The sequence below is a fragment of the Tenacibaculum sp. SM2510 genome (genome assembly GCF_057002845.1).
In genome coordinates this window covers 2,436,454-2,460,088 of the sequence record NZ_CP192703.1, presented here as the reverse complement: position 1 = coordinate 2,460,088, position 23,635 = coordinate 2,436,454, and the positions used below count along the sequence as shown (strand labels likewise).

Genomic DNA, 23,635 nt, shown 5'->3' with positions numbered 1-23,635 from the left:
ACAATATAGAGATTTATTAGTGAAACTACTTGTAAATCTTCCAAAGAAGCATTACAAGTGAAGAAGAAGACTTCTTCAAGAAATTACAATTTTTAAGAGAAGCACAAACCGTAAATAAATAAACTATATATAAAAATAATCATTAAGGAACTAACCATATATGCCAAAGAGTATGATACAACTAATCCTATACGTAATTTTATGGATTTTTACTACAGTTTACAAATGGTGCATTTAGCAAGTGATCTTTTTAAGTAAAGTTTATTTTCAAAACAAATTTCAGATGCAGTTACATTAGCACTTAAAATAGGAAATTCTTCAGGTATTGAGATTAAAAAACACTTTAAACTTGAATATAACAACTAAACACCCCCTTAACTTAAACCTACCTTTATACAAATAACTCCTACTACACAACTTATTAACAAACAATTACACCCTTGTAAAATTTACTCAAAAAATATTTAATTTTTAACCAATCTAAATAAAAACAATAATTATATTTGCCTCGTTATTTAAATCTAATCTAAATAAATTTTGAGAGCTTTATATTTACTATCAATATCCTTATTAATAAGTTTTAACTGTTACAGTAAAACACCAAAAGAGACTTCGTTAAAAAGCTTATCTGGTAAAGTAGCCTATAAAAATGGCACCCCTGCTGAATTAGCTTTGGTTTATATTAAACAAATAAGTAAAAGCACCTATACAGATGAGAAAGGAAATTTTATTTTCTCTGATATTCCTGCTGGAAAATACACTGTTTTTATTAAAGCCTACGAAACAAGTGGAATTACAGTAAAAGTAGATTTAACTAAAAAGTCAGATCATTTAACTATTGTTTTAGAAAGCAACGAAAGCGCCACGTTAGATAATGTTACTATAACTAGTAAATCTAAAGGGAAAATCATTAAAGAAAAAGGGTTTTCGATTGCTATAGCTAACACTCAAAAGTTAGCTATTCAAAACCTACAATCAACCGAAATTTTAGGTAGAACAGCAGGCGTTAAAATAAGACAAAGTGGAGGACTTGGCTCACACACACACTTTAATCTTAATGGATTAAGCGGCAATTCTGTTCGAGTTTTTATTGATGGAATTCCGATTCGAAATTACGGTGAGTCATTTTCTTTGTCAAGTATTCCTCCGACAATGATAGAACGCATTGAAACCTACAAAGGTGTTTTGCCTGCCGAGTTAACAGAGGATGCTTTGGGTGGCGGTATTAATATTATTCTTAAAAAAAGTATTGGTACACATCTTAGTGCATCATATTCATATGGATCTTTTAATACACATCAAGTTAATATTGATGGTGGCTATAGAAATCCTATAACAAACTTTAATATAGATGTTTCAACTTTTTTAAATAGTACAGATAATAATTATGAGGTTTGGGGCGATAACGTTTATGTTATAAACCCAAATACAGGGAAAATAAAATACGTGAGAGCAGAGCGTTTTCATGATAAATATAAATCTAAGGGAATAAAAACAAACATTGGCTATACTTCAATAAAATGGGCCGATGAAATTACCTTAGGTTTTATAATCTCTGACATGGAGAATGATATACAAACAGGTCCTGTTATGGATATTGTATATGGTAATAGAAAAAGCAAACGTACTAGTAAAATGCTCTCTTTTAAATACCGAAAAAAAGATATAATAACCAATGGTTTATCTCTTAACACCTTTACCTCTTTTTCTCATACAAACCGTACCGTAATTGACACCGTTCCTTATATGTATAGTTGGCTGGGAAAAATCATAAGAGACAATAATGGCGATCCCGTTAATTGGCAAAGTAATGGCGGAGAAGCAGGTGATGCTACATTAGCTAAAAACAAAGAAATTAATATCGCCAATAGAACAGGTATTTACTACCAATTACACCCACAACATAAAATAGGGTTACATTATTTCTATAACAGGTTTACAAGAGATATTGACGATCCACTACATCCACAAGCAGAAAGAGATTTAACAGATACAAGATATCTTACCAAACAAATAATTAGCTACTCTTATGAAAGTAATTTTTTTGCAAAAAAGCTAAAAACAAACCTCTTCTATAAACAGTACAAGCAACATGTAAAATTATCTGACCCTAAAAAGGTAGGACAAGAAATTGCTACTACTACTTATAAAAAAGACATTAGTCACAATGGTTATGGAGCAGCTATTTCGTTTGCAATAACTCCAAAAATACTCATATTAACTTCTGCTGAAAAAGCATTGCGAATGCCTGGTATTTCAGAATTATTAGGAAATACTAGTGATAACATCCAACCGACTTATACTCTTTTGCCAGAAACAAGTACGAATTTTAATCTAGGGTTTCTTTTAGGAACTTATACTGCAAAAAAACATCATTTTAATATTGAAACTAATTTCTTTATAAGAGATATAAAAAACCTGATTACAAGAGGAATTAGCGGAAGTATTTCAGACACCTATGGCTTTGAAAATTTAGGTAAAGTAAAAAGTACTGGTTATGATGTTGAATTAAAGTACAACTATAACAATCGCTTATTTATAACTTCTAATTTTTCTAATTTTAATGCCCGTTATAACTTAAGGTATGATGAATTTGGATCAGAATATATTTATTATAAAGACCGATTAAGAAATGCTCCGTATTTAACAGCAAATACTTATGTAGAATATAAATTCAATGACTTTATAAAGAAAAACTCAAAACTATCTATCAATTACAATTTCGGATATACACATCAATTCTATAGAAACTGGGAAAGCTTAGCTAGCAAAGGAAAAGCCTACATTCCAACACAAACACTACATGATTTAGGTCTTTCATACACAGCTCCTAACAACAAAATAGCTGTAAGTTTTAATGCTAAAAACATCACCGATAAGCAAGTTTTTGATAACTGGGCTATGCAAAAACCAGGCAGGTCATTTTATTTAAAACTTACGTATAGACCAATATTTTAATCACATTTTAAATCTAAATATACATTACAATTATGAAAACAAATTTAATATCAATAAGCAAATCATTGCTATTAACAGCTGCCTTTGTAAGTACCTTATTTACAAGTTGCGAATCAAATGATGCTATCGAAGACAAAACACCTACAGGCACTCAAGAATTTTACAATGTAGCTTTTGGGGTAGGATCTACAGGTAACTCTGCTACTTTCGTTCAGGCTTTTACTGATTTAAAAGAAGGCTCTATTTCTTTTAAAGGCGAAGGTTTTGAGGTTCCTTCTGTACGTACGGCAAGAATTTACGGTACTCCTTCTGGAAAATTTTTATACAACCTTAGTTATGGTGGTGGTATACTTTATAAATATGAAATAAACGGAGCTTCAAATTACACTCAGCTAGAAGAAACAAGTGTTCAAGTAGCAATGGGAACCGCTTACCCTCGATGGAAAGTTCTTAACGAAAATGATGCATTAGTACACGCCATTAATACCGAAAAAATATATAAAGATGGCGTATACACACATACAGATGCGAAAGCAATTTTACAGAGAATTGAACTTGCAGATTTGTCTTTAGCTGAAAAAGAAGAAGTAGCAATACCACAAACAGCTGATGATTTACATATTTGGAGAATCGACAACCCAACAATTCAAAACGGAAAAGCTTATTACGGTGTAGCAAAAAGAGGTTACGATCCAAATACTGATGAAAATATTAGAACAGATGAATATAAAGCAACTACATTAGTTGTAGATTATCCTTCTTTAAAAAACCCTGTATTACTAGAATCTGAAGTTGCCAAAGGATCTACTTATGGCTACAGAGCTCCTGTATATCATGTAGATGAAAAAGGAGATATTTATCATTTAACTTCTAACCCTGCAAAATTAGTTCGTATTAAAAACGGAACCTATGATGATGCATATCAATTAGACCTATCTACTGCATTAGGAATGACACAAGTTGGTGCTAACGGATGGTATTATGTTGGTAACGGTATTGCTTATGCGCCATATTATGATGCTTCGGTAGGAAGTGGTAGCGATAAAACAACACCTTGGGGAGTTACAAGAATTGATTTATACAACAAAACTGCTGTTAAACTAAACGTTCCTACTAACCTATGGATGTGGTATTACCAATCTGGTGTTTTAGGTAAAGACGGTAAGTTTCATATGGCTATTGCTCCTCTTGGTGAAAAAGGGAACATATATAGTTTCGATCCTAAAAGCACTTCGCCTGATGGCTATACAAAAGGTGCCGAACTTGATAATGGAGCAGATTCATTTTATATAGGTATCTATTAATTAAAAAACTTTGCTCCCCCCCAACAAAAGGCTTAAGACTTTTCTTAAGCCTTTTGTTTCATTCATAAAATCATTTTTATTCTCTACCATATTTTAAGTAAATTCGTATTTATGGAATTACTTTTTTTAGGCTTAATAAGCGGAGTAATTGGCGCTTATTTTATTTTTCAAAAATTCTCATCAGTAAATAAAAAAAGTTTAACAGAAAAGCAATCGGTTATCTTACTTGATAAAATTTAAAAGGTCTCAAAGTTAATCACTATCGAAGGAGAATTCGCTGAAATTTATCATCACGAAAACGCTAAAGAAAAGTTTTTATGTTTATTTACTAGCTAGAAAAAAGCTATTATTTTAATTAATGCGAAAGTGTATATTGTTTTTTATTTTTAGAAAAATTACTTAGTAGACTAGCCATAAATAATGATGCTATTCAGCTAGTTTTAAGAAGATTAATTTCGTTAATTTGTTAAAAACGTTCACGTAAAACATACTATTTCAACCTAACAGATAGGTTCACAATTCGGTTAACACCGTTTTAGTAAAGTACAGCAACCCTTGATATCACTGTACTATAGTGGCATGGATCGAATCCTGCCACCCCGACTAAATGTAATGCCAATCACAACTAAAACCTTGTTAATTATTGAGTCAGCTAGTAATTATTGTAATTTTTAAGATCGACAACTAAAACTTAAGAAAGATATTGATCTCTTATTTTCAACACACTTTCTTTTGTAAGAGGCTTACTTAAATACTCTTTAATATTAAATAATTTTTCTGCTTTTTCTTTATCATCAGGGTTTAAAGAAGAAGTTAGCATAACAATTAGATACAATCCTTTTTGATCTTCTGGTATTTTTTTATATTCTTCTAAAAACTCAAAACCATTCATTGCAGGCATATTAATATCAAGAAATATTAAACATGGTCTTGGATGCACATTTTTTTGTGAATGAAAATCCCCCCTAGAAGCTAAATAATCTAATCCTCCTTGACCACTTTCTACAGCATGAATATTGTGTGTAATATCAGCTTGTTTAATTATTATTTTATGGAAAATATTCGTTGTTACATCATCATCAATCAATAAGATAGAATTAAATTTTTTCATTTTTTATTGTTTTTATTAATTTTTTAGTTATCGTAAAATAAAAAGTTGTTCCTTTTCCTAATTCAGATTCTACCCATATTTTTCCATCATGTATTTCAACAATTTTTTTACACACAGAAAGCCCTATTCCTGTACCTTTATATTCACTTATATTATGTAATTTCTGAAATATAACAAACACTCTTTCAAAATACTTTGCATCCATACCAATACCATTATCTCTTACTGAGAATAACCAATGATCTGGTTTATCTATAGCTTTTATTTCTATTTGAGGAAAAACATCATTTTTTCTAAACTTTAAACCGTTACTTATTAAATTTTGAAATAATTGTTTTAACTCAAGCTCAAACCCTATAATTGTAGGTAATTTATCATATTTAATTAAAGCATTGTTTTCGTTTATATACAATCCAAAATCTAATGTAATATTTTTTACAATTGTATTACAGTTCACTTTTGTTATTACCTTCTCTTTACCTAACCTAGAGTAATCTAACAAATCACTAATTAAGGTTTTCATTCTTTCAGATGCTTCCTCAATAAATTTCATATATTTTAAAGCATCATCGTCTAACTGATCTTGGTATAATTCACCTATTAAACCAATATAGCTAGATATTGTTCTTAAAGGCTCCTGTAAATCATGAGAAGCCACGTATACAAACTGCTCTAACTCCTTGTTTACTGACTTAATTTGATTAATTTGGTTTTCTTGATTATTAAAACTCTTATTCAAAGAAGAACTCATGTCGTTAAACAAGTTACCTAACTCTGCCAATTCATTTTTACCTTTAATTACAATTTGCTCATCCAATCTTCCCTTACTAATCATTAATGCAGCTTTTTTAAGTTGATATATAGGCTTTGAAATAGTATAAGTTATATTCATCGTTATAACTATCCCTAATAAAACACCTATAACACCCACAATTAAAATAATTTTAGACACCGCTTCTAAACTATCTGAAAGCTCCATATTATACGTTTTAAAAGAGCGATTAAAATTTAAGCCAATTTCCTTTATACCTCTATCTAAAACTAAATACAACTCTTCCATTTCATTACTCCATATATTTTTTACTAGTTTAATCCTCACTTCATCATTTTTTTGATTTATAAGTAAATTATTAACTTTAGTTGATAAATATATTAAGTAATCAGTATCTTTTATTAGTTTTTCTAAATTAGATTTATCTGTGATAATTTTTGGCGGATATTCTTTTAACTGAAGCAATTCTTTTTTAATGTATGGTAGCTCAACCTCTATGATTGCTTTAAATCTATTAATCGTTTGTGTTTTACTATCTCCTTTTATTCTATTAGTTGTTAATAAATATAATTCTTTATTAACAGATTCAAATTTGGTTAAAACAATTATTGCTGGATTAATTTTATCATGAAGTGCTTGATATGTTTCTTTTGCACGATTAGCAACTATCTGATTAAGAACAACTTCCGCTAACACAATAATTATCAATATACTAAAGGCTATTATTAATTTTTGTCTAATTTTCATGTTAAAATATCATTATCGTTTAACTTTAACAAAAGGTCTATCTTTTGATTCATAATTGTATAACGAAAAATAAATCCCTTTTGATGTTCCATTTTTTGTGATAGCAATATTACCGCAAACTCCCTGGTAATAATTTACTTCGTAAAGTGCTTTTCTTAACCAATCATCAAAAGACTCTTCTTCTTTCTTGCTTTTATTTATAGTTCGCAACTGACTCAATAAAATATTCATAGCATCATAAGCTTGCATAGCTGGCCAAACAGAATAGGGCTTTTTATTAAATTTATTCTCATATGCTTTTAAAAACTCACTTGCAAGAACATAGTTACCATCCGCTGGTGTAAAGTAAGTGAACTCCGTATTAACAATTTCGCCTTCTGAGTTTTCATAGAATTGAGGATCAAGTAAGACTGTTGATCCAAAAAATGGAGCTGTAATCCCCATATCTCTGGCTTGTTTCATAGCAAAACCTAATTCTTTGTAACCAAAAAACACATACCCGTCATAGTTCTCTTTCTGAAGTCTCTTTAATTCTTCCTTAAAATTAGTGTTCCCTTTTTCGGTAACAATAATTTCAATCTCTATATTTGACTCTTCTAAAATACGCTTTACCTCTTTGGCTGCTATAGCCATGAAACTATTAGGATATTGGAAAAGCACCACTTTCTTATGTGCTAACTCAATAAGTCTTATAGCTATTAATCCATTTGCTTCTTCTGTAGATTTTGCAATGTTGAATGTATTTTTATTTAACGCCCCGAATAACTCACCATTATTTAATGGGTTTACAAGTACCACCTTATCTTTCAACACCTTATCACTAACAGCTATAGTACCATCTGTGTTACTGATAAACACCACATCTACATTGTGCTTTTTTCGCAAATTTTGATACGCAATAACTGCATTTTCTTCTTCCCATTTATCATCCTCGATAAATAAATTAATTTTAGGTTCGTCTTTAGATCTACTTATATTATATATTTCTATTGCTAATAACATCGCATTAGAAGGCTCAATACCTAAATCTGTTGCTCTTACCGACAAAGGGCCTATATAGCCAATATTTATCTCTTTTATTTTCTCCTTACTACAACTGCTAAAACTTGTTAAAAACAATAATAAAATCATTAAAATAAAATAGATAGATTTTGTGCTTTTCTTATTCATAAATTTTAAATTTATAATTATATATTCTTCATAAAAAAATTATATTAAACACTATTTAGACAGATAAAAGAACAATTACTATTGTTATATAAAACTGAAAGAAAGAAGGTTTTCAAAAAAAAAGGTACTGTAATTAATAAACCTACCTAACCATAATAATTTATTATAAACACAATAATATACATTCAGTTACCGAAATAAATAATACTAAAAAGATGGTAAATATTCTCTTTTAGGGGAGGAAAAAAAATAATTCTACCTACAATATAAAATAATAACCAATAGCATCAAACTAATATACTTTCAACTGACTGGGCACTTTAACCAAAGATAATTATTTAAAACTGAAAACACTTAACTTATTATTTTTTCTAAAACTAACTCAATGAAAATAAACACTCTATGCAACAAAAATTAATTTATCTCTAAATAAAAGAAGTGAGGGACCCTTTAAATAAATAAACAATTCATAAAACTACTTTCTATTCTAATATAGCAATATTAACTTTATTTTTTATCTAAATAATGATTCTAAATTTATTTAAAATACTAAAGCCTAAAGCATACATTCTATTACAATAATTAACACAACTAATTATTCTTATTTTTAAAGAACAAAACGCTAGCTAAACCTGTATTATTCAATACTATTTCACTGTAATTACAAATAAAATTAAAGTATTTTACGTAAATTCGTATCTATGGAACTACTTTTTTTAGGCTTAATAGGCGGAACGATTATCTCTTATTTTATTTTTCATAAGTTTTCTTCAAGAAGTAAAAGAAACTTAACAGAAAAGCAATCTGTTATCTTACTCGATAAAATAAAAAAAGTATCTAAATTAATTACTATCGAAGGTGAGTTCGCCGAGATTTATCACCATGAAAACTCTAAAGAAAAGTTTTTAGGTTTATTTACTAGTAAGAAAAAAGCTATTATTATAATTAATGCTAAAGTTCATATTGGTTTTGATTTCAGAAAAATTAAAATGCATACTGATACTCAAAAAAAAATATTAATCTTATCGGAGTTTCCGCAACCTGAAGTTTTTTCTGTAGAACCTAATTTACGTTTTTATGATATTCAAAACGGACTATTAAACAAGTTTAGCTCAGATGACTTAACAACAGTAAACAAAGAAGCTAAAGAACATATTTTACAAAAAATACCTGAAAGCAACTTAATGCAAACGGCAAATAAAGAAGCTTTAGAAGCTATTTCTTTAATGCAAAATCTTGTAGAAACTATTGGATGGAAACTAGATTTCTCTACGCTAGAAATACCTGAGTCAACTAAAAACATATCAAAATAATGCATATAGAACAGCTTAGAGATTATTGCATTACTAAAAAAGGAGTTACTGAACACTTTCCTTTTGATCAGGTTACACTCGTTTTTAAAGTAATGGATAAAATGTTTGCTTTAAGCGGATTGAATAGTTGGGAACAAAATGATGCCAAAATCAACTTAAAATGTAACCCTGAGCGTGCTTTAGAATTAAGAGCTGAATATGAAAGTATAAACCCTGGTTGGCACATGAATAAAAAACACTGGAATACCGTTACTTTAAATAACGATGTTTCAGACGAGTTTGTTTTTCAATTAATCGATCATTCTTATGATTTAATTGTAAAAGGCTTAACAAAAAAACTGCAAGAAAAATTAAAAGCGATGTAAAAATGCTAAAATCCGATCTTAGAAAATTATACAAACAAAAGAGAAAAGAGTTAACTGTAGTTGAAAAAACAAAATTTCAAGAAAGTCTATATCAGCAAATTTTCGATTTAGATTTCAATGGTATTAATAATGTTCATTTGTTTTTATCGATGCGAAAATTTAATGAAATAGACACGCAACCGATTATCAATTTTCTTAGAAAAAAGGATAAAAAAATTATTGTTAGCCGATGTAATTTTAAGGATGATTCACTTTCTCATTTTTATCTAAAAGAAGACACTAAAATTGCTCTAAATAAATTTGGCGTTCCAGAGCCTATAAATGCAGAAGAAGTTGCGGTAACAAAAATCGACTTAGTATTTGTTCCTATGCTAATTTCTGATAAACAAAAATACCGAGTTGGCTACGGAAAAGGATTTTATGATCGATTTTTAGCGGCTTGCAGAAAAGATACCAAAACAATTGGTCTTAATTTTTTTCCTCCAATACAAACAATAGAAGATACGCATAAATTTGACGTTCCTTTACATCAAATTATTGTTCCTAAATAGAAAAATCCCGCTTTGCAGCGGGATTTTTTATAAATTATATTTCAGTGAACTATCCGTTCATAGAAATTAAAAACTCTTCATTATTTTTAGAAACTCTAATTCTATCATTAATAAATGTCATTGCTTCAACAGGATTCATATCTGCTAAGTATTTACGCAACACCCACATACGTTGTACTGTTTTCTCGTCTAATAATAAATCATCACGACGCGTACTTGATTTAATTAAATCAATAGCCGGATAAATTCTACGATTAGAAATATTACGATCTAACTGTAACTCCATGTTACCAGTACCTTTAAATTCCTCAAAGATAACCTCATCCATTTTCGAACCAGTTTCCGTAAGTGCTGTAGCTATAATTGTTAACGACCCTCCGTTTTCAATATTACGAGCCGCACCAAAGAAACGTTTTGGCTTATGTAATGCATTGGCATCAATACCACCAGATAATATTTTACCTGAAGCAGGTGCAACAGTATTATAAGCTCTTGCTAAACGCGTAATTGAATCTAATAAAATTACCACATCGTGCCCACATTCCACCAAACGTTTTGCTTTTTCTAAAACGATATTTGCAACACGAACATGCTTATCTGCAGGTTCATCAAAAGTAGAAGCAACTACCTCTCCACGAACATTACGCTTCATATCGGTAACCTCTTCTGGTCTTTCATCGATTAATAAAACAATTTGATAGACTTCTGGATGATTTGCTGCAATTGCATTGGCAACATCCTTTAATAACATTGTTTTACCTGTTTTTGGTTGCGATACAATCATACCACGCTGCCCTTTACCTATCGGAGAAAATATATCAATAATTCTTGTAGATAAAGAACTTCCTCTTTCTGCTAAGTTGAATTTCTCTTCAGAAAATAACGGCGTTAAGTGCTCAAAAGATACACGATCACGAACGATATTAGGATTTAATCCATTTATTTTTGATACTCTAATTAAAGGAAAATACTTCTCCCCTTCTTTTGGCGGACGTACATTACCTAAAACGGTATCTCCTGTTTTTAATCCGAATAATTTTATTTGTGATTGAGATACATAAATATCATCAGGTGATGATAAATAATTATAATCAGATGAACGCAAGAAACCATATCCATCAGGCATCATCTCTAATACCCCTTCACTTTCTATGATTCCATCAAACTCAAAATCAGGATCTCTATACTTATTACTACTTTTATTATGTGATTTTTTAGTATTCTGATTTTTATGCTGCGGCTTCTTACCTGCTTCTACCTGTGCTCTTGGTCTTGGTGTAGTTTGCTTTTTAGGTTCTGCTTGCTGCTCAGGACTTGAAGCTTTTTTCTTTGCTTCTACCTCTGCCCTTGGCCTTGGCCTTGGTCTTGGAGCTTGTTTTTTAACCTCAACAACTTCTTTTTCTTCAGATACTTGCTCTTCCGTTTCAGCTTTAATTTCTTCAGTTTTATGAACAACTGGAGTTTCTTTTTTTTCCGCTTTGACCTCTACCTTTTTAACAACTTTTTCTTTTGGTTGTTTTGGAGCTTCTTCAGACTTTTCTATTCTTCTTCTTTTTGGCTTCTCCTCTATAGGTTTAGCTTCATTTGCACTAGTTTCAGCTTGTGCATCTAAAATTTTATAAACTAAATCTAATTTCTTTAATTGACTTACTTTTGTTAAACCGATGGTTTTTGCAATTGCTTGTAAATCTATTAGTTTTTTAGTTTTTAATTCCGAAATCTCGAACATTCGTAAAATAATTAAGTTATATATAATCCTTTAAGAAAAAAGGATGTAATGTATTTAAGTTTTATTTGATTGTAATTATATAGGAACTATATAATTATCGGCATGTGTAGTTACAGGACAAATATATGCAAATATTTTAACTTGTAATATTTCTTTTTAAAAAAAGAAATATTACATTTGTTATCGAATAAAAAACATGATACAAAGAAAACAATCTATATATTTATTAATTGCAGGAATTATTTCTGCAGGTTTAACATTTACATTTAGTCTTTGGACTATGTCTCAAACCGATTTACCTATATATATAATAGATTTATTTTCAGGGGCTTCTTTTTTAGAGAAAACAACTCCGGTATTATTTTTTACTTCAGCCTTATTATCTATTGTAACTTTGTTTTTATTTAAAAACCGACAATTACAATTTGTTTTAGGGCGCTTAAACATATTGATAAACCTTTTTTTATTAGGCATATTGATATATCTGTCACAAACATTATCTGGAGAAGCTTTAGTTTCTGAGAAGGGTATTGGGATGTTTTTTCCTGTCATTGTTATTTTGCTGTTAGTTTTAGCAAATAAAGCCATTAAGAAGGATGAAGATCTTGTAAAATCTGTAGATAGATTACGATAAACCTAACATCTTAGTATATTTAGTGCGAAAAAAACCGAGATTTATATCTCGGTTTTCTATTTTTGTCTAATATCAAACTTACTCGCCCCACACTTAAAATGTTAAAGAAACGTTAAAGAAAATAGGGTTAACCCTATTTCGCTAGGGTTAACCCTTAGACAACAAATAGGGTTATTGGGTATTGTACGCACTATTTTTATACTATAGATTTGTAAACGCAACAACAATGAATTACAAGATTAAAGTTCATATAGCCGATGACCATAAAATCTTAATAGATGGAGTTATCGCCTTATTAAATACTGAAGATGACTTTGAAATAGAAGGTTATTCTTTAACAGGAAAGCAAGTAGTAGATTGGTCTACAAAAAACGTAGCTGATGTTCTCATTTTAGACATTAACATGCCTGAAATGGATGGAATTGAAGTTTTAAAAACGTTTAAACAACGTAATGTAAAAATAAAAACAATAATTCTATCTGGCTTAAGCGACACAAAACTAGTGCAAGAAATGATACAGCTAGGAGCTAATGGCTATATAGATAAAACTTGTGCCAGTGAGCATATTATTAATGCTGTTAGAAGTGTTTATAAAGGAGAACAGTACTTTAGTGATGATATAAAAACCAACCTGCTAGAGCTATATGTAGCTGAAGCTAAAATAGAAGAAACAGGTTTAAAACATGACAACCTAACTGAAAGAGAAGTTGAAGTATTAAAATTAATAGCCTTAGAAAAAAGCTCTACTGAAATAGCAGAACATCTATTGGTTAGTATTAAAACGGTTGAAACATATCGTAGAAGTTTATATAAAAAATTAAAAGTAAAAAATATAGTAGGTTTAGCGATGTACGCTGTTAGAAACAATATAGTATAGAAACCCTTCAAAATGTTTTCTTTAATCCCCCGTAATGAAGAAAATGTCCCCCGAAATCTATACCTTATTAATAGTACATCGCTAACAACTACTAATTAAACTAATTTTTAGCGATGTATGTGTTAGCAATAACATAAAATAGAAAACCTTTTATATTGTTCTCTTTACCTTATAAAATTAAATGCTAATTGGAATTCATTTATTTAAAGTACATCGCTTATTTTAAACCTTAAAAAATAATTTAAAATCATAAATCATGAACAAATTAACCCCCTACCTATTAGTTTTTAGCTTAATATTAGTTTCGTGTTCAACAAATGAAGATTTAGCAACTACTACTCCAGAAAACTTATTACAATCATATACATTAAAAAGAGATGCTAGCGGTGCTTATTCTATAGATTTTAATACTAAAGAAAACACAGATGTAGCTACTGTTAAAAACATTGACAATTCTAATGAGATTATTTTATCCGAAGCAGAACACAAAACAGCAAGCAAATACAGCAATAATTTTAATATTGAAGAAAATCAATTGAAAATAGGTTTTTTAGAAGCTGAAAAAGGGAAGCGTATACAAATATCAGTTGAAGATGAAAATATTAAGTTTTACAAAGGCCGTGTTACAGAATTTTTAAATTCTTATAGCATAACAAAAAATGAAGATGACACATTTACACTTAACTTTAAAGTTAATGACAATGTTACTACAGAATTTATTTACAACGAAGATATTGAAACATATGAAGTACATTTAGCTAATGGAAAAGCAAAACAAAAGGAGTTTTCGAGACAATTAGAGATGAATATATCTAATTTACTAAAGATTGACTTTGTTAATCATAAATACTATGCTAAATCGGAAGAAACCATAGTTGAAAAAAGACCTAGACCTATAATTGAGGGAATACTTTAATTAAAATATGTATTATAAATATAAACTTTTCTTTCTATTTACCTTTGCAATTTTCAGCTGTTTTAAAACTACTTATGCTCAAGTCGGTGAAAAAAATAGTGAAGAACATGAAAGTATTAATAAAATTGACATAGCTCGATTCAACCTAATAAAAACTCTCTATGAAAGCAAAGAATACTCTAAATCACTAAAGAAAGCTTTACTTTTTATAAATTATTGTAATGAAAAAGATGTATATGGACTGCCTTTACTGACAAATGATTTAATTGGAGATATTTTTAAAGAAAATAGTAATTATAAAAAAGCATTAAGTTATTATAAAGAATCCCTTGCTCTTTGCTATTCAGATAAGACTATAGAGAGTAAAGGAATTTTTTTATCCTCTAGAGTAGACTCAATTAAAATCAACCTACTCTTTAAAATAGGGTCTGCTTTTCATAATTTGAATAATAATGACAGTGCTAAATATTATTATCATAGAATAATTAATTTAAACTCTCTAAAGAAGAATCAATTACTTGTTAAAGCTAAAGCTTTTAATAACTTATCTAACCTTTATTATGATGATTTTAATAAAGCAGAAGAGTATGCCCTCAAAGCTATAAAAATTAAAAAAAAAATTGGGAATAAAGCTTCAGAAGCTGCTTCTATAGCCAGCTTGGCAAATGTTTACTTAGAACAGAAACAATATGAAAAGGCTCGAAAACAATATTTAAAAGCTATATACCTTATTAAAAACCACGAAGACAATAAGTCTTTAAAATACAAAGAAGTATTTTATGACAATATTTCATGGGCTATGTATAATCAAAAAAATTACAAAGCATATAATTACCTTGACAAATCATTCAATATTAGAGATAGTCTTAGGAAGACTGAAATAAAAAACATCCTTCTAAAGACAGAAAATAAACATAAAGAAAACCTAGAACAGCAAAAAGCTTTGTTAGTTAAACATCAGACTGAGTTAATTAAAGCTAAAGACAACAAAACTACTTTACTTTTTGGTGCCTTAAGTTTATTAGTTATTATTATTTCTGGTGTAGTGGTATATAATTATAAGTTGCGTCAAAAAAACCTGCAGTTAAAATTATCTGAAAACAACTTAAAACAACAACAACGTATTGAAAAGATTAAATCCGATGCTCAAACAAAAATACTAAATGCAACTATAGACGGTAAGGAATCTGAACGAAAGCTAATCGCTGAAACGCTGCACGATAATGTTAGCGCTTTACTATCATCTGCAAATATGCATTTAAGCGCTACCAAAAAACAATTTAAAGGTGTTACTCCTTTAGAAATAGAAAAAACACAATCCATTATATTAGAAGCATCACAAAAGGTTAGGGATTTATCACATAACCTTATCTCTTCTATATTACTAAAATTCGGATTAGAATACGCCTTAAAAGATGTGGCTAAAAAATTTTCTAACAGTGAATTAAAATTTGAAGTTACCGCCCTTAACATCTACAGATACAATCAAGAATTCGAAATAAAAGTATTTAATATCATTCAAGAGCTTGCTAACAATATTTTAAAACATAGTAAAGCTAATTATGCACAAATAATTATAAAACAAGAGAAGAATCAACTAACTATTCTTGTTAATGATGATGGGGTTGGATTTTCAACCTCATCTTCTTCTTTTAAAAATAGTGGCATCGGGTTAAACCAAATAGAAGCAAGAATTGAAATGATGAACGGTAGATTTAGTATTGATTCAGAAAAAAATAAAGGAACCAAAATATCTATCACTATTCCCGTTCAGGAAAAAAAATCATTTAAGTTATCATCGGTGAGCTAACTCTACAACCTCCATATTTGTAATATCGCCTGCACTTAGCTCAAAACGAAGCATTGTTCTTACTTTATGAAATCCGTGTTTTCCTGCCGCACCAGGATTTAAGTGTAGTAAATTAAATTTCTGGTCGTATTGCACCTTTAAAATATGCGAATGCCCACTTATAAATATTTTGGGTGAACTTATTTTCAATGCTTCTCTTACTCTTGGTTTGTATGCATTTGGGTATCCACCTATATGAGTAATCCAAACAGAAACGCCCTCAACTATAAATTTATTATCTAAAGGAAACTCTGCCCTAGCATCATTATCATCTATATTACCATAAACTGCCCGTAAGGGCTTGTACTTTTTTAAAGTATCAGTAACTTTTAAATCACCTATATCACCAGCATGCCAAACCTCATCAGCTTGCTTTACAAACTTTAATATTTGCTCATCAATATAACTATGGGTATCAGAAAGTAATAGTATTTTTTTCATTACCACAAAACTACTAAATAGGCCCTATAAAACAACTCTTAATATTTTAAAATATATGTAATATATATTTCTTTAAATAGCCATAACAACTCAGTCTAATATTTCATAATTTAGCCCTTTTAAATTTCATTGTTTTTTGAGGTATTTTATTGAACTCGCTTATAAAGGAAAAAATTATCATGGTTGGCAAATACAACCTGATGCAATTTCTGTACAAGAAAAAATAAACAATGCTATTAGCACCGTTTTAAGAAAAAACACAGTAATTACGGGTGCTGGCAGAACAGATGCAGGTGTACATGCATCGCAAATGTTTGCTCATTTTGATACCGATATTGTTTTATCAGAAAACTTTGCATTTAGATTAAATGCTATTTTACCGGATGATATTGTAATTTACAATACTAAATTAGTTCATGATGATGCACATGTCCGTTTTGATGCAAGTAGCAGAAGTTATGAATATAAAATTTGGCTTGGTCGAAATCCGTTTTCGTTAGACACATCTTGGCAATTATACAATCAAAAATTAAACATTGATTTAATGAACCTAGCTGCTGAAATATTATATGAATATGAAGATTTTGAATGTTTTTCGAAAGTAAAAACAGGAGTTTACACTTTTAATTGTAATGTTACAAAGGCTTTTTGGGTTTTAAACGGTAGCGAATTAACGTTTCATATTAGCGCAAATCGTTTTTTAAGAAACATGGTAAGAGCAATTGTAGGCACGTTAATAGATATTGGAATAGGTAAAACTACTATTGAGGATTTTAAAAAAATTATAGAAAGCAAAAACAGAAGTAACGCAGGAACATCTGTACCTGCAAAAGGATTATTTTTAACAAAAGTAGAATACGATTATATATAGTGAGTAAAACAACAGGAAAAGCATTTGATATTAAAATTTTTGTAAGGCTTATGAGTTTTGCAAAACTTTACCGTACACGATTTATTGTAGCAGCAACATCAACAATACTCTTAGCTATTTTTGCCGTAATGAGTCCGGTTATTTTAATGGCAGCTATTGATGATTTTGTAGCGAATAAAGATTTAACAAGATTACTATACTATACTATAGCAATGCTTGCCGTACTATTAGTACAAGTATTGTTTCAATTTAGTTTTATTTATAATGCTAACTGGGTTGGTCAACATATTATTAGAGATATTAGAACCAAAACATTCAGGAAGATATTATCTTTTAAAATGAGTTATTTTAATAATTCATCTGTGGGTAAATTAGTAACCAGAGTTGTTTCTGATATTGAAACAATTGCTAATTTTTTTACGCAAGGTGTTTTTATGATTATAAGTGATGTTTTAAAAATGATTATTGTTATAATGGTAATGTTATATACCAACTGGAAATTAGCCATTATAGCATTAGCAACCTTACCTGTTTTAATTTATGCTACAAAGATTTTTCAAATAGCCATAAAATCCACTTTTCAAGATGTACGCAATCAAGTAGCAAATCTTAACGGATTTGTGCAAGAAAGAGTAACGGGAATGAAAATTGTGCAACTCTTTAACCGTGAGAATATTGAATATCAAAATTTTGTTGGTATTAACGAGAAGCATAAAAAAGCACATGTAAAAACGGTTTGGTATTATTCAATATTTTTTCCAATAGCCGAAATACTATCATCTATTGCCATCGGATTAATTGTTTGGTATGGAGGTCTTCAAGTTATTGAAGACAGCGCTGTTTCTGTAGGTGCAATTATCGGATTCATTAAAATGTCTCAAATGTTATTTAGGCCGCTTCGTCAAATTGCAGATAAATTTAATCAGCTACAAATGGGAATTGTAGCTGGAGAAAGAGTTTTTAATGTGATTGATACAGAAAGTTCTATTACTAAAAGCGGAACAATTACTACTGAATCATTACAAGGTAACATTCGCTTTAAAGACGTCCGTTTTAGTTACATTAAGGACGAAGAAGTTTTAAAAGGCGTTAGTTTTAATGCTAAAAAAGGAGAAACTATTGCTATTGTTGGCGCCACAGGAGCAGGAAAATCGACTATTATAAATTTAATAAATCGTTTTTATGAAATAGATAGCGGTGCTATTTATCTAGATAATGTTCTTATTGAAGATTATGAAATTAATGCTTTACGTGAAAAAGTTGCCGTAGTTTTACAAGATGTGTTTTTATTTTCTGATACTATTTTTAATAATATTTCTTTAAAAAATAAAGACATTTCTCTAGAAGATGTAAAAAAAGCAGCCAAGCAAATTGGCATTCATGACTTCATCATGACCTTACCTAACAATTACTCGTATAATGTTAAAGAACGTGGCGGAATGCTCTCTTCTGGTCAGCGTCAATTAATCGCTTTTTTACGTGCTTATGTTAGCAAACCAAGTATTTTAATTTTAGACGAAGCTACATCATCAGTAGATACGCATTCAGAACAAATGATTCAACATGCTACCGATGAAATCACAAAAGGTAGAACTTCTATAGTAATTGCACACCGGTTAGCAACTATAAAAAAAGCAGATACTATTATTGTTATGGATAAAGGCATAATTGTTGAGCAAGGCGATCATAATCAGTTACTTCAAAAAAATAATGGCTACTACAAAAACTTATACGAAAAGCAATTTAGTGCTGAAAATATCTCGTAATTAGTTTGTTTAGATTTGTTAAAAGAATACATTTGCTTAAACTAACCCGATTAAAAAAGTAAAACGATGAAAAAAGTAATTTTAACTATGTGTGTTGCTGGTGCTTTGCTAGTAACCTCTTGTAAAAAAGAAGTAAAAGACGCAAAAGAAAACACTATTGAGGCTTTAGATACTGCTGCCGAAAAAACCACAGACGCTGCAACTAAGACTGTAGAAGAAGTTGAAGCTGTAGCTGAAGAGACTACTGAAGCTGTAAAATCTGCTTTTGAAGGAATAACTATTCCTGAATTTAAAGACCCTAAAGTAGGCGAATACTTAAAGTCATATTCTGAATACGCTAAAAACTATATTGACGCTAAAGGGGATGTATTAAAAAATACTGAATTAGCTAAAAAAAGTGTTGAATTAGCTAAAAAAGGGAAAGAAATAGTTGCTACTTTAGATGCTGAAGGAACAAAGAAATTTAACTCTGTTATGACTGCTATACAATCTAAAATGGCTCCGGCTAAATAATTTTAGATTTTTATAAGAATTAAAAAGCTCGCAATTGCGAGCTTTTTTTATGATGCCAAGTCTTTTTGCAATCTTAAAAATAAATCTTCAGCTGTTTTATAAAATATAAATTCACCATTATTTATATATGATATTTCTCCTGTTTCTTCTGAAACCAATAAACATATAGCATCCGTTTTTTCGGTAACACCAATAGCTGCCCTGTGCCTTAACCCAAACCGAGATGGTATTCTTGTACTACCAGAAACAGGTAAAACCACACGAGTTGCAATAATAAAATTATCACGAATTACAGTTGCCCCATCATGTAATGGACTATTTTTATAAAAAATACTTTCTAAAATAGCTTCGTTTACCAAGGCATTCATTTTATCGCCTGTATTTATTAAAAAATCAAGGTTGTTTGTTTTTTCAATAACCAATAAAGCGCCTGTTCGTGTTTTAGACATACTTTTACATGCCTTTAAAATTGTTTCCACATCAGTTTCTGAATTTATTTCAGTCTTTAAAAATTTTAATTGATTTAAAAAACCTCGCTTTGTTGAAAAATTAGTAGTTCCTATCATCAATAAAAATTTTCTAATTTCTTGCTGAAATACAATAAGCAATGCAATAACACCTCCTGACAATAAATAACCGAGAATACCACTTAACATTTCCATATTAAGGGCTTGTGTTATTTTCCAAATTAAAAATATCAAGGCAATTCCTATAACAATATTAATGGCTACGGTTCCTTTTAGTAGTTTATAAATATAATAAAGCAGCACAGCTACTAAAATAATATCAAGTACATCGAGAAACGAAAAATCGATAAAATCCAAATTCATTAATTATTTTGAAGTTTTAGTAAATGTAATCATTTTATCGTAATTGTTCTACAATCTTTACTGCCTCAACAGCTTCTTTTACATCGTGAACTCTTAAAATATTAGTTCCATTTAATAAAGCAATTGTATTAGCTACTGTAGTTGCATTTAATGCTTTTTCTGGTAAAACATCCAATAGCTTATAAAGCATTGATTTTCTAGAAATACCTGTTAAAATTGGCACTTCTAAATTCGTAAACAACGATAGCTTTTTTAACAGCTCGTAATTATGTTCAGTTGTTTTTCCAAAACCAAAACCCACATCAATAATAACATCATTTACTTTTAATTTGCGAAGTTTACGCAACTGCTCTGCAAAAAATAAAATTATATCGGTTACTACATTTTCATAAACAGGATTTAACTGCATGCTCTGAGGGGTTCCTTGCATATGCATCATAATATAAGGCACCTGTAAACTTGCAACTGTAGCAAACATGTTATCATCTAATTTACCTCCTGAAATATCATTTACTATTGATGCTCCCGCATTTATAGATTCTCTTACAACAGTACTTCTAAAAGAATCTACCGAAATAAGAATATCAGGAAAATTCTTCTCCAATAATTTTATTACCGGCACTATTCTTTGCAGCTCTTCTGCCTCAGAAACATGCTTTGCGCCTGGTCTAGACGAGTATGCTCCAACATCAATAAACGTAGCTCCTTCTCGTAACATTTTCTCTGTTTGACTAAGAATTGCATGTTTATCTTTGTATTTTCCGCCGTCAAAAAAAGAATCTGGAGTAATATTTAAAATTCCCATTACTTTTGGAAAAGTAAGATCGATTAATGTTTCTTTGCAATTAATTGTCATCATAATAAATTTCTAAGTAAAAATAAATGAAAAGCTTTTAATATTTACTATTTTTGATGGATTACTTTTAAATAAAAAAGATGCAAAACACATCCAAACAATATGATGTAGTAGTAGAGGAATGTAGTAATTTGTTTACAAAAAAAATGAGCGATTATGGTAGTGCATGGAGAATATTAAGACTTCCTTCATTAACTGATCAGATATTTATAAAAGCACAACGCATACGACAGTTACAAGAAAACACTAAGCGTATGGTTGATGAAGGAGAAAAATCGGAATTTATAGGAATAATTAATTACGCTATAATGGCACTTATTCAATTAGAGTTGGGAGTTGCTGAACAACCAGATTTAAATACTATCCAAGCCACTTCTTTATATAATAAACATATACAAATCACCAAAGAATTAATGGAAAATAAAAACCATGATTACGGTGAAGCATGGCGAGATATGAGAATTTCATCTTTAACCGATTTAATTCTTCAAAAATTACTCCGCGTTAAACAAATTGAAGATAACAAAGGAAAAACCTTAGTTTCTGAAGGAATTGATGCAAATTATCAAGATATGATTAATTATGCTATTTTTGCATTGATTCATCATTCAGAATTAGACAGTTAACCTTAAACCCCAAAAAATGATTTTAAAAATTTTTACACACATTTCAAGAGTATTAGTAGGGCTTTTATTCATTTACTCAGGATTTGTAAAGTTAGTAGACCCGATTGGCTCTCAATATAAATTTCAAGAATACTTTAGTGAAGGTGTTTTAAATATGGAGTTCTTAATTCCCTACACCTTGCCTTTTGCCATTCTTTTAATTATTTCTGAATTGGTTTTAGGGGTAATGCTTATTGTTGGCTACAAACCAAAAATTACAGTATGGAGTATCTTTGGCCTTAACTTAATCTTCTTATTCTTAACATGGTATTCTTACACTTACAACAAGGTTACAGACTGTGGATGTTTTGGTGATGCTTTAAAGCTTACGCCTAAAGAAACTTTTTACAAGAATGTTGTGTTTATGGTTTTCATTGTGATTTTAATTTTCGGATTAAAACATATTAAACCTTTACTTTCTGAGAAACTTAGCGCTATAAAAACTTACGGAACAATATTAATCTCATTATTTATTACTTATTATGTGTTAAATCATTTGCCAATTATCGATTTCAGAGCATATTCAATAGGTACAGATATTGCTGAAGGCATGAAATACCAGGAAGACAGTGACGAAGTACCGCCTATTCATGACTTTATGATTGAAACCGATGAAAATGGTGATCAATTAGAAAATATGTTAGCCAAAGAAAAGGCAATGCTTATCATTATGTATAATTTTGAAAAAACAGAAAAAGAAGGTATTAGCGCTATTTCAAAAACTGCAGCTAAAGCTAAAGCTAAAGGCTATGAAGTTTATGTTTTAACAGCCTCTTATATTGAAGACTTAGCTGCTACACAAAAAGAATTTAACTTACCATACACTTTTGGGTTTTGTGATGAAACCGCTTTAAAAACAGTTATAAGAGCAAATCCAGGAATTGTTACAGTTGAAAAAGGTACCATAGTAGGAAAATGGAATTGGACCGACGCAGATGATGTTACTTTAAAATAACAATACCTCATAATATTCATACAATAAAACCTCGCAATTATGTGAGGTTTTATTATTTTAGCAAAGACATGAAACAACTATTATTGGTTTTTATTGGAGGTGGCTTTGGAAGTGTTTTAAGATTCTTAATAGGAAAAACTTTAAACAACACACAAACAGGAATTCCTTACGGAACCTTTACCGCAAATATTATTGGAAGCTTACTTATCGGTTTTATTTTAGGTTTAGCTGCTAAAAATGAAGCCCTGTCTCAAAACAGCACGTTATTACTAGCAACAGGTTTTTGTGGAGGTTTCACCACCTTCTCTACCTTTGTATATGAGAATCATATATTTTTAAAATCTGGAGATTTCACCTCTTTTGCCTTATACACAATTGCAAGTTTTGTTGTAGGTTTTTTAGCTGTTTTTGCCGGAATCTACCTTATCAAATTTATTTAAAC

Annotated in this window: 23 protein-coding genes; 16 read left to right on the top strand and 7 right to left on the bottom strand. The window is 29.7% G+C overall.

Translation table 11 applies throughout. The features are described from left to right. The first annotated feature begins 537 nt into the window (after positions 1-537). From ACQ629_RS11095 to ACQ629_RS11085, 3 genes are all read left to right on the top strand, one after another. A complete protein-coding gene (locus ACQ629_RS11095) occupies positions 538-2,958 on the top strand; it encodes a TonB-dependent receptor (protein ID WP_483704928.1) in 2,421 nt (806 codons plus the stop codon). A 32-nt stretch (positions 2,959-2,990) separates the two neighbouring features. Then, positions 2,991-4,262, top strand: a complete 1,272-nt coding sequence (locus ACQ629_RS11090) for a hypothetical protein (RefSeq protein ID WP_483704926.1) — start codon at positions 2,991-2,993, stop codon at positions 4,260-4,262. 111 nt (positions 4,263-4,373) lie between these two features. Continuing rightward, positions 4,374-4,502: a hypothetical protein gene (locus ACQ629_RS11085; RefSeq protein ID WP_483704924.1), complete on the top strand. Its 129-nt coding sequence runs from the start codon at positions 4,374-4,376 to the stop codon at positions 4,500-4,502. Between the two features lie 451 nt (positions 4,503-4,953). Here ACQ629_RS11085 and ACQ629_RS11080 read toward each other — a convergent pair whose 3' ends face one another. From ACQ629_RS11080 to ACQ629_RS11070, 3 genes are read right to left on the bottom strand one after another with little or no spacing between them, the layout of a single operon-like run. Then, positions 4,954-5,373, bottom strand: coding sequence for a response regulator (locus ACQ629_RS11080; protein ID WP_483704922.1), 420 nt, complete (start codon positions 5,371-5,373; stop codon positions 4,954-4,956). Next, complete coding sequence (locus ACQ629_RS11075) at positions 5,360-6,892, bottom strand: ATP-binding protein (protein WP_483704920.1); 1,533 nt, start codon at positions 6,890-6,892, stop codon at positions 5,360-5,362. The genes ACQ629_RS11080 and ACQ629_RS11075 overlap by 14 nt, the downstream gene beginning before the upstream one ends. A 12-nt stretch (positions 6,893-6,904) precedes the next feature. Continuing rightward, the gene (locus ACQ629_RS11070; protein ID WP_483704918.1) at positions 6,905-8,062 is read right to left on the bottom strand and encodes an ABC transporter substrate-binding protein; all 1,158 of its coding nucleotides are present in this window, start codon (positions 8,060-8,062) and stop codon (positions 6,905-6,907) included. Between the two features lie 701 nt (positions 8,063-8,763). Here ACQ629_RS11070 and ACQ629_RS11065 point away from each other — a divergent pair. From ACQ629_RS11065 to ACQ629_RS11055, 3 genes are read left to right on the top strand one after another with little or no spacing between them, the layout of a single operon-like run. Continuing rightward, on the top strand, positions 8,764-9,375 hold the full coding sequence (locus tag ACQ629_RS11065; protein ID WP_483704916.1) for a DUF4230 domain-containing protein: 612 nt from the start codon (positions 8,764-8,766) through the stop codon (positions 9,373-9,375). Further along, positions 9,375-9,740 carry an MmcQ/YjbR family DNA-binding protein gene (locus tag ACQ629_RS11060; RefSeq protein WP_483704914.1) on the top strand — a complete coding sequence of 122 codons (366 nt, stop codon included), beginning with the start codon at positions 9,375-9,377 and terminating at the stop codon, positions 9,738-9,740. Before ACQ629_RS11065 ends, ACQ629_RS11060 begins: the two co-directional genes overlap by 1 nt. Before the next feature lie 2 nt (positions 9,741-9,742). Continuing rightward, positions 9,743-10,291, top strand: a complete 549-nt coding sequence (locus tag ACQ629_RS11055; RefSeq protein WP_483704912.1) for a 5-formyltetrahydrofolate cyclo-ligase — start codon at positions 9,743-9,745, stop codon at positions 10,289-10,291. Positions 10,292-10,340: 49 nt separating this feature from the next. Here ACQ629_RS11055 and rho read toward each other — a convergent pair whose 3' ends face one another. Further along, positions 10,341-12,020, bottom strand: coding sequence for a transcription termination factor Rho (gene rho / locus ACQ629_RS11050; protein WP_483704910.1), 1,680 nt, complete (start codon positions 12,018-12,020; stop codon positions 10,341-10,343). 196 nt (positions 12,021-12,216) lie between these two features. On the opposite strand from rho, the gene ACQ629_RS11045 reads away from it, so the two are divergent. The 4 genes from ACQ629_RS11045 (at position 12,217) to ACQ629_RS11030 (ending at position 16,257) form a co-directional block, all read left to right on the top strand. Next, positions 12,217-12,654, top strand: a complete 438-nt coding sequence (locus ACQ629_RS11045; protein ID WP_483704908.1) for a DUF4293 domain-containing protein — start codon at positions 12,217-12,219, stop codon at positions 12,652-12,654. A 226-nt stretch (positions 12,655-12,880) separates the two neighbouring features. Further along, positions 12,881-13,531, top strand: coding sequence for a response regulator (locus ACQ629_RS11040; RefSeq protein WP_483704906.1), 651 nt, complete (start codon positions 12,881-12,883; stop codon positions 13,529-13,531). A 256-nt stretch (positions 13,532-13,787) separates the two neighbouring features. Continuing rightward, positions 13,788-14,447 carry a hypothetical protein gene (locus ACQ629_RS11035; RefSeq protein WP_483704904.1) on the top strand — a complete coding sequence of 220 codons (660 nt, stop codon included), beginning with the start codon at positions 13,788-13,790 and terminating at the stop codon, positions 14,445-14,447. 7 nt (positions 14,448-14,454) lie between these two features. Continuing rightward, entirely contained in the window at positions 14,455-16,257 is a 1,803-nt protein-coding gene (locus tag ACQ629_RS11030) for a tetratricopeptide repeat-containing sensor histidine kinase (RefSeq protein WP_483704902.1), read from the top strand. Here the strand turns inward: ACQ629_RS11030 and ACQ629_RS11025 are convergent. Beyond that, on the bottom strand, positions 16,243-16,737 hold the full coding sequence (locus tag ACQ629_RS11025; RefSeq protein ID WP_483704900.1) for a metallophosphoesterase family protein: 495 nt from the start codon (positions 16,735-16,737) through the stop codon (positions 16,243-16,245). The genes ACQ629_RS11030 and ACQ629_RS11025 overlap by 15 nt on opposite strands. Positions 16,738-16,873: 136 nt before the next feature. Between ACQ629_RS11025 and truA the strand changes: the two genes are divergently transcribed. The 3 genes from truA to ACQ629_RS11010 all read left to right on the top strand — a co-directional run bounded on the left by truA (position 16,874) and on the right by ACQ629_RS11010 (position 19,887). Then, positions 16,874-17,608 carry a tRNA pseudouridine(38-40) synthase TruA gene (gene truA / locus ACQ629_RS11020; RefSeq protein ID WP_483704898.1) on the top strand — a complete coding sequence of 245 codons (735 nt, stop codon included), beginning with the start codon at positions 16,874-16,876 and terminating at the stop codon, positions 17,606-17,608. Positions 17,609-17,658: 50 nt separating this feature from the next. Further along, complete coding sequence (locus ACQ629_RS11015) at positions 17,659-19,374, top strand: ABC transporter ATP-binding protein (protein WP_483704896.1); 1,716 nt, start codon at positions 17,659-17,661, stop codon at positions 19,372-19,374. A 66-nt stretch (positions 19,375-19,440) separates the two neighbouring features. Then, a complete protein-coding gene (locus tag ACQ629_RS11010) occupies positions 19,441-19,887 on the top strand; it encodes a hypothetical protein (protein WP_483704894.1) in 447 nt (148 codons plus the stop codon). A 47-nt stretch (positions 19,888-19,934) separates the two neighbouring features. On the opposite strand, the gene cdaA is transcribed toward ACQ629_RS11010, so the two are convergent. Both cdaA and folP read right to left on the bottom strand, forming a co-directional pair. Continuing rightward, on the bottom strand, positions 19,935-20,717 hold the full coding sequence (gene cdaA / locus ACQ629_RS11005; protein ID WP_483704892.1) for a diadenylate cyclase CdaA: 783 nt from the start codon (positions 20,715-20,717) through the stop codon (positions 19,935-19,937). 34 nt (positions 20,718-20,751) lie between these two features. Beyond that, positions 20,752-21,573, bottom strand: a complete 822-nt coding sequence (folP, locus tag ACQ629_RS11000; RefSeq protein ID WP_483704890.1) for a dihydropteroate synthase — start codon at positions 21,571-21,573, stop codon at positions 20,752-20,754. Between the two features lie 80 nt (positions 21,574-21,653). Between folP and ACQ629_RS10995 the strand changes: the two genes are divergently transcribed. From ACQ629_RS10995 to crcB, 3 genes are all read left to right on the top strand, one after another. Further along, a complete protein-coding gene (locus ACQ629_RS10995; protein ID WP_483704888.1) occupies positions 21,654-22,199 on the top strand; it encodes a DUF1599 domain-containing protein in 546 nt (181 codons plus the stop codon). Positions 22,200-22,215: 16 nt separating this feature from the next. Then, positions 22,216-23,193, top strand: a complete 978-nt coding sequence (locus ACQ629_RS10990) for a DoxX family protein (protein WP_483704886.1) — start codon at positions 22,216-22,218, stop codon at positions 23,191-23,193. Positions 23,194-23,261: 68 nt separating this feature from the next. After that, entirely contained in the window at positions 23,262-23,633 is a 372-nt protein-coding gene (gene crcB / locus ACQ629_RS10985; protein WP_483704884.1) for a fluoride efflux transporter CrcB, read from the top strand. Positions 23,634-23,635 lie beyond the last annotated feature (2 nt).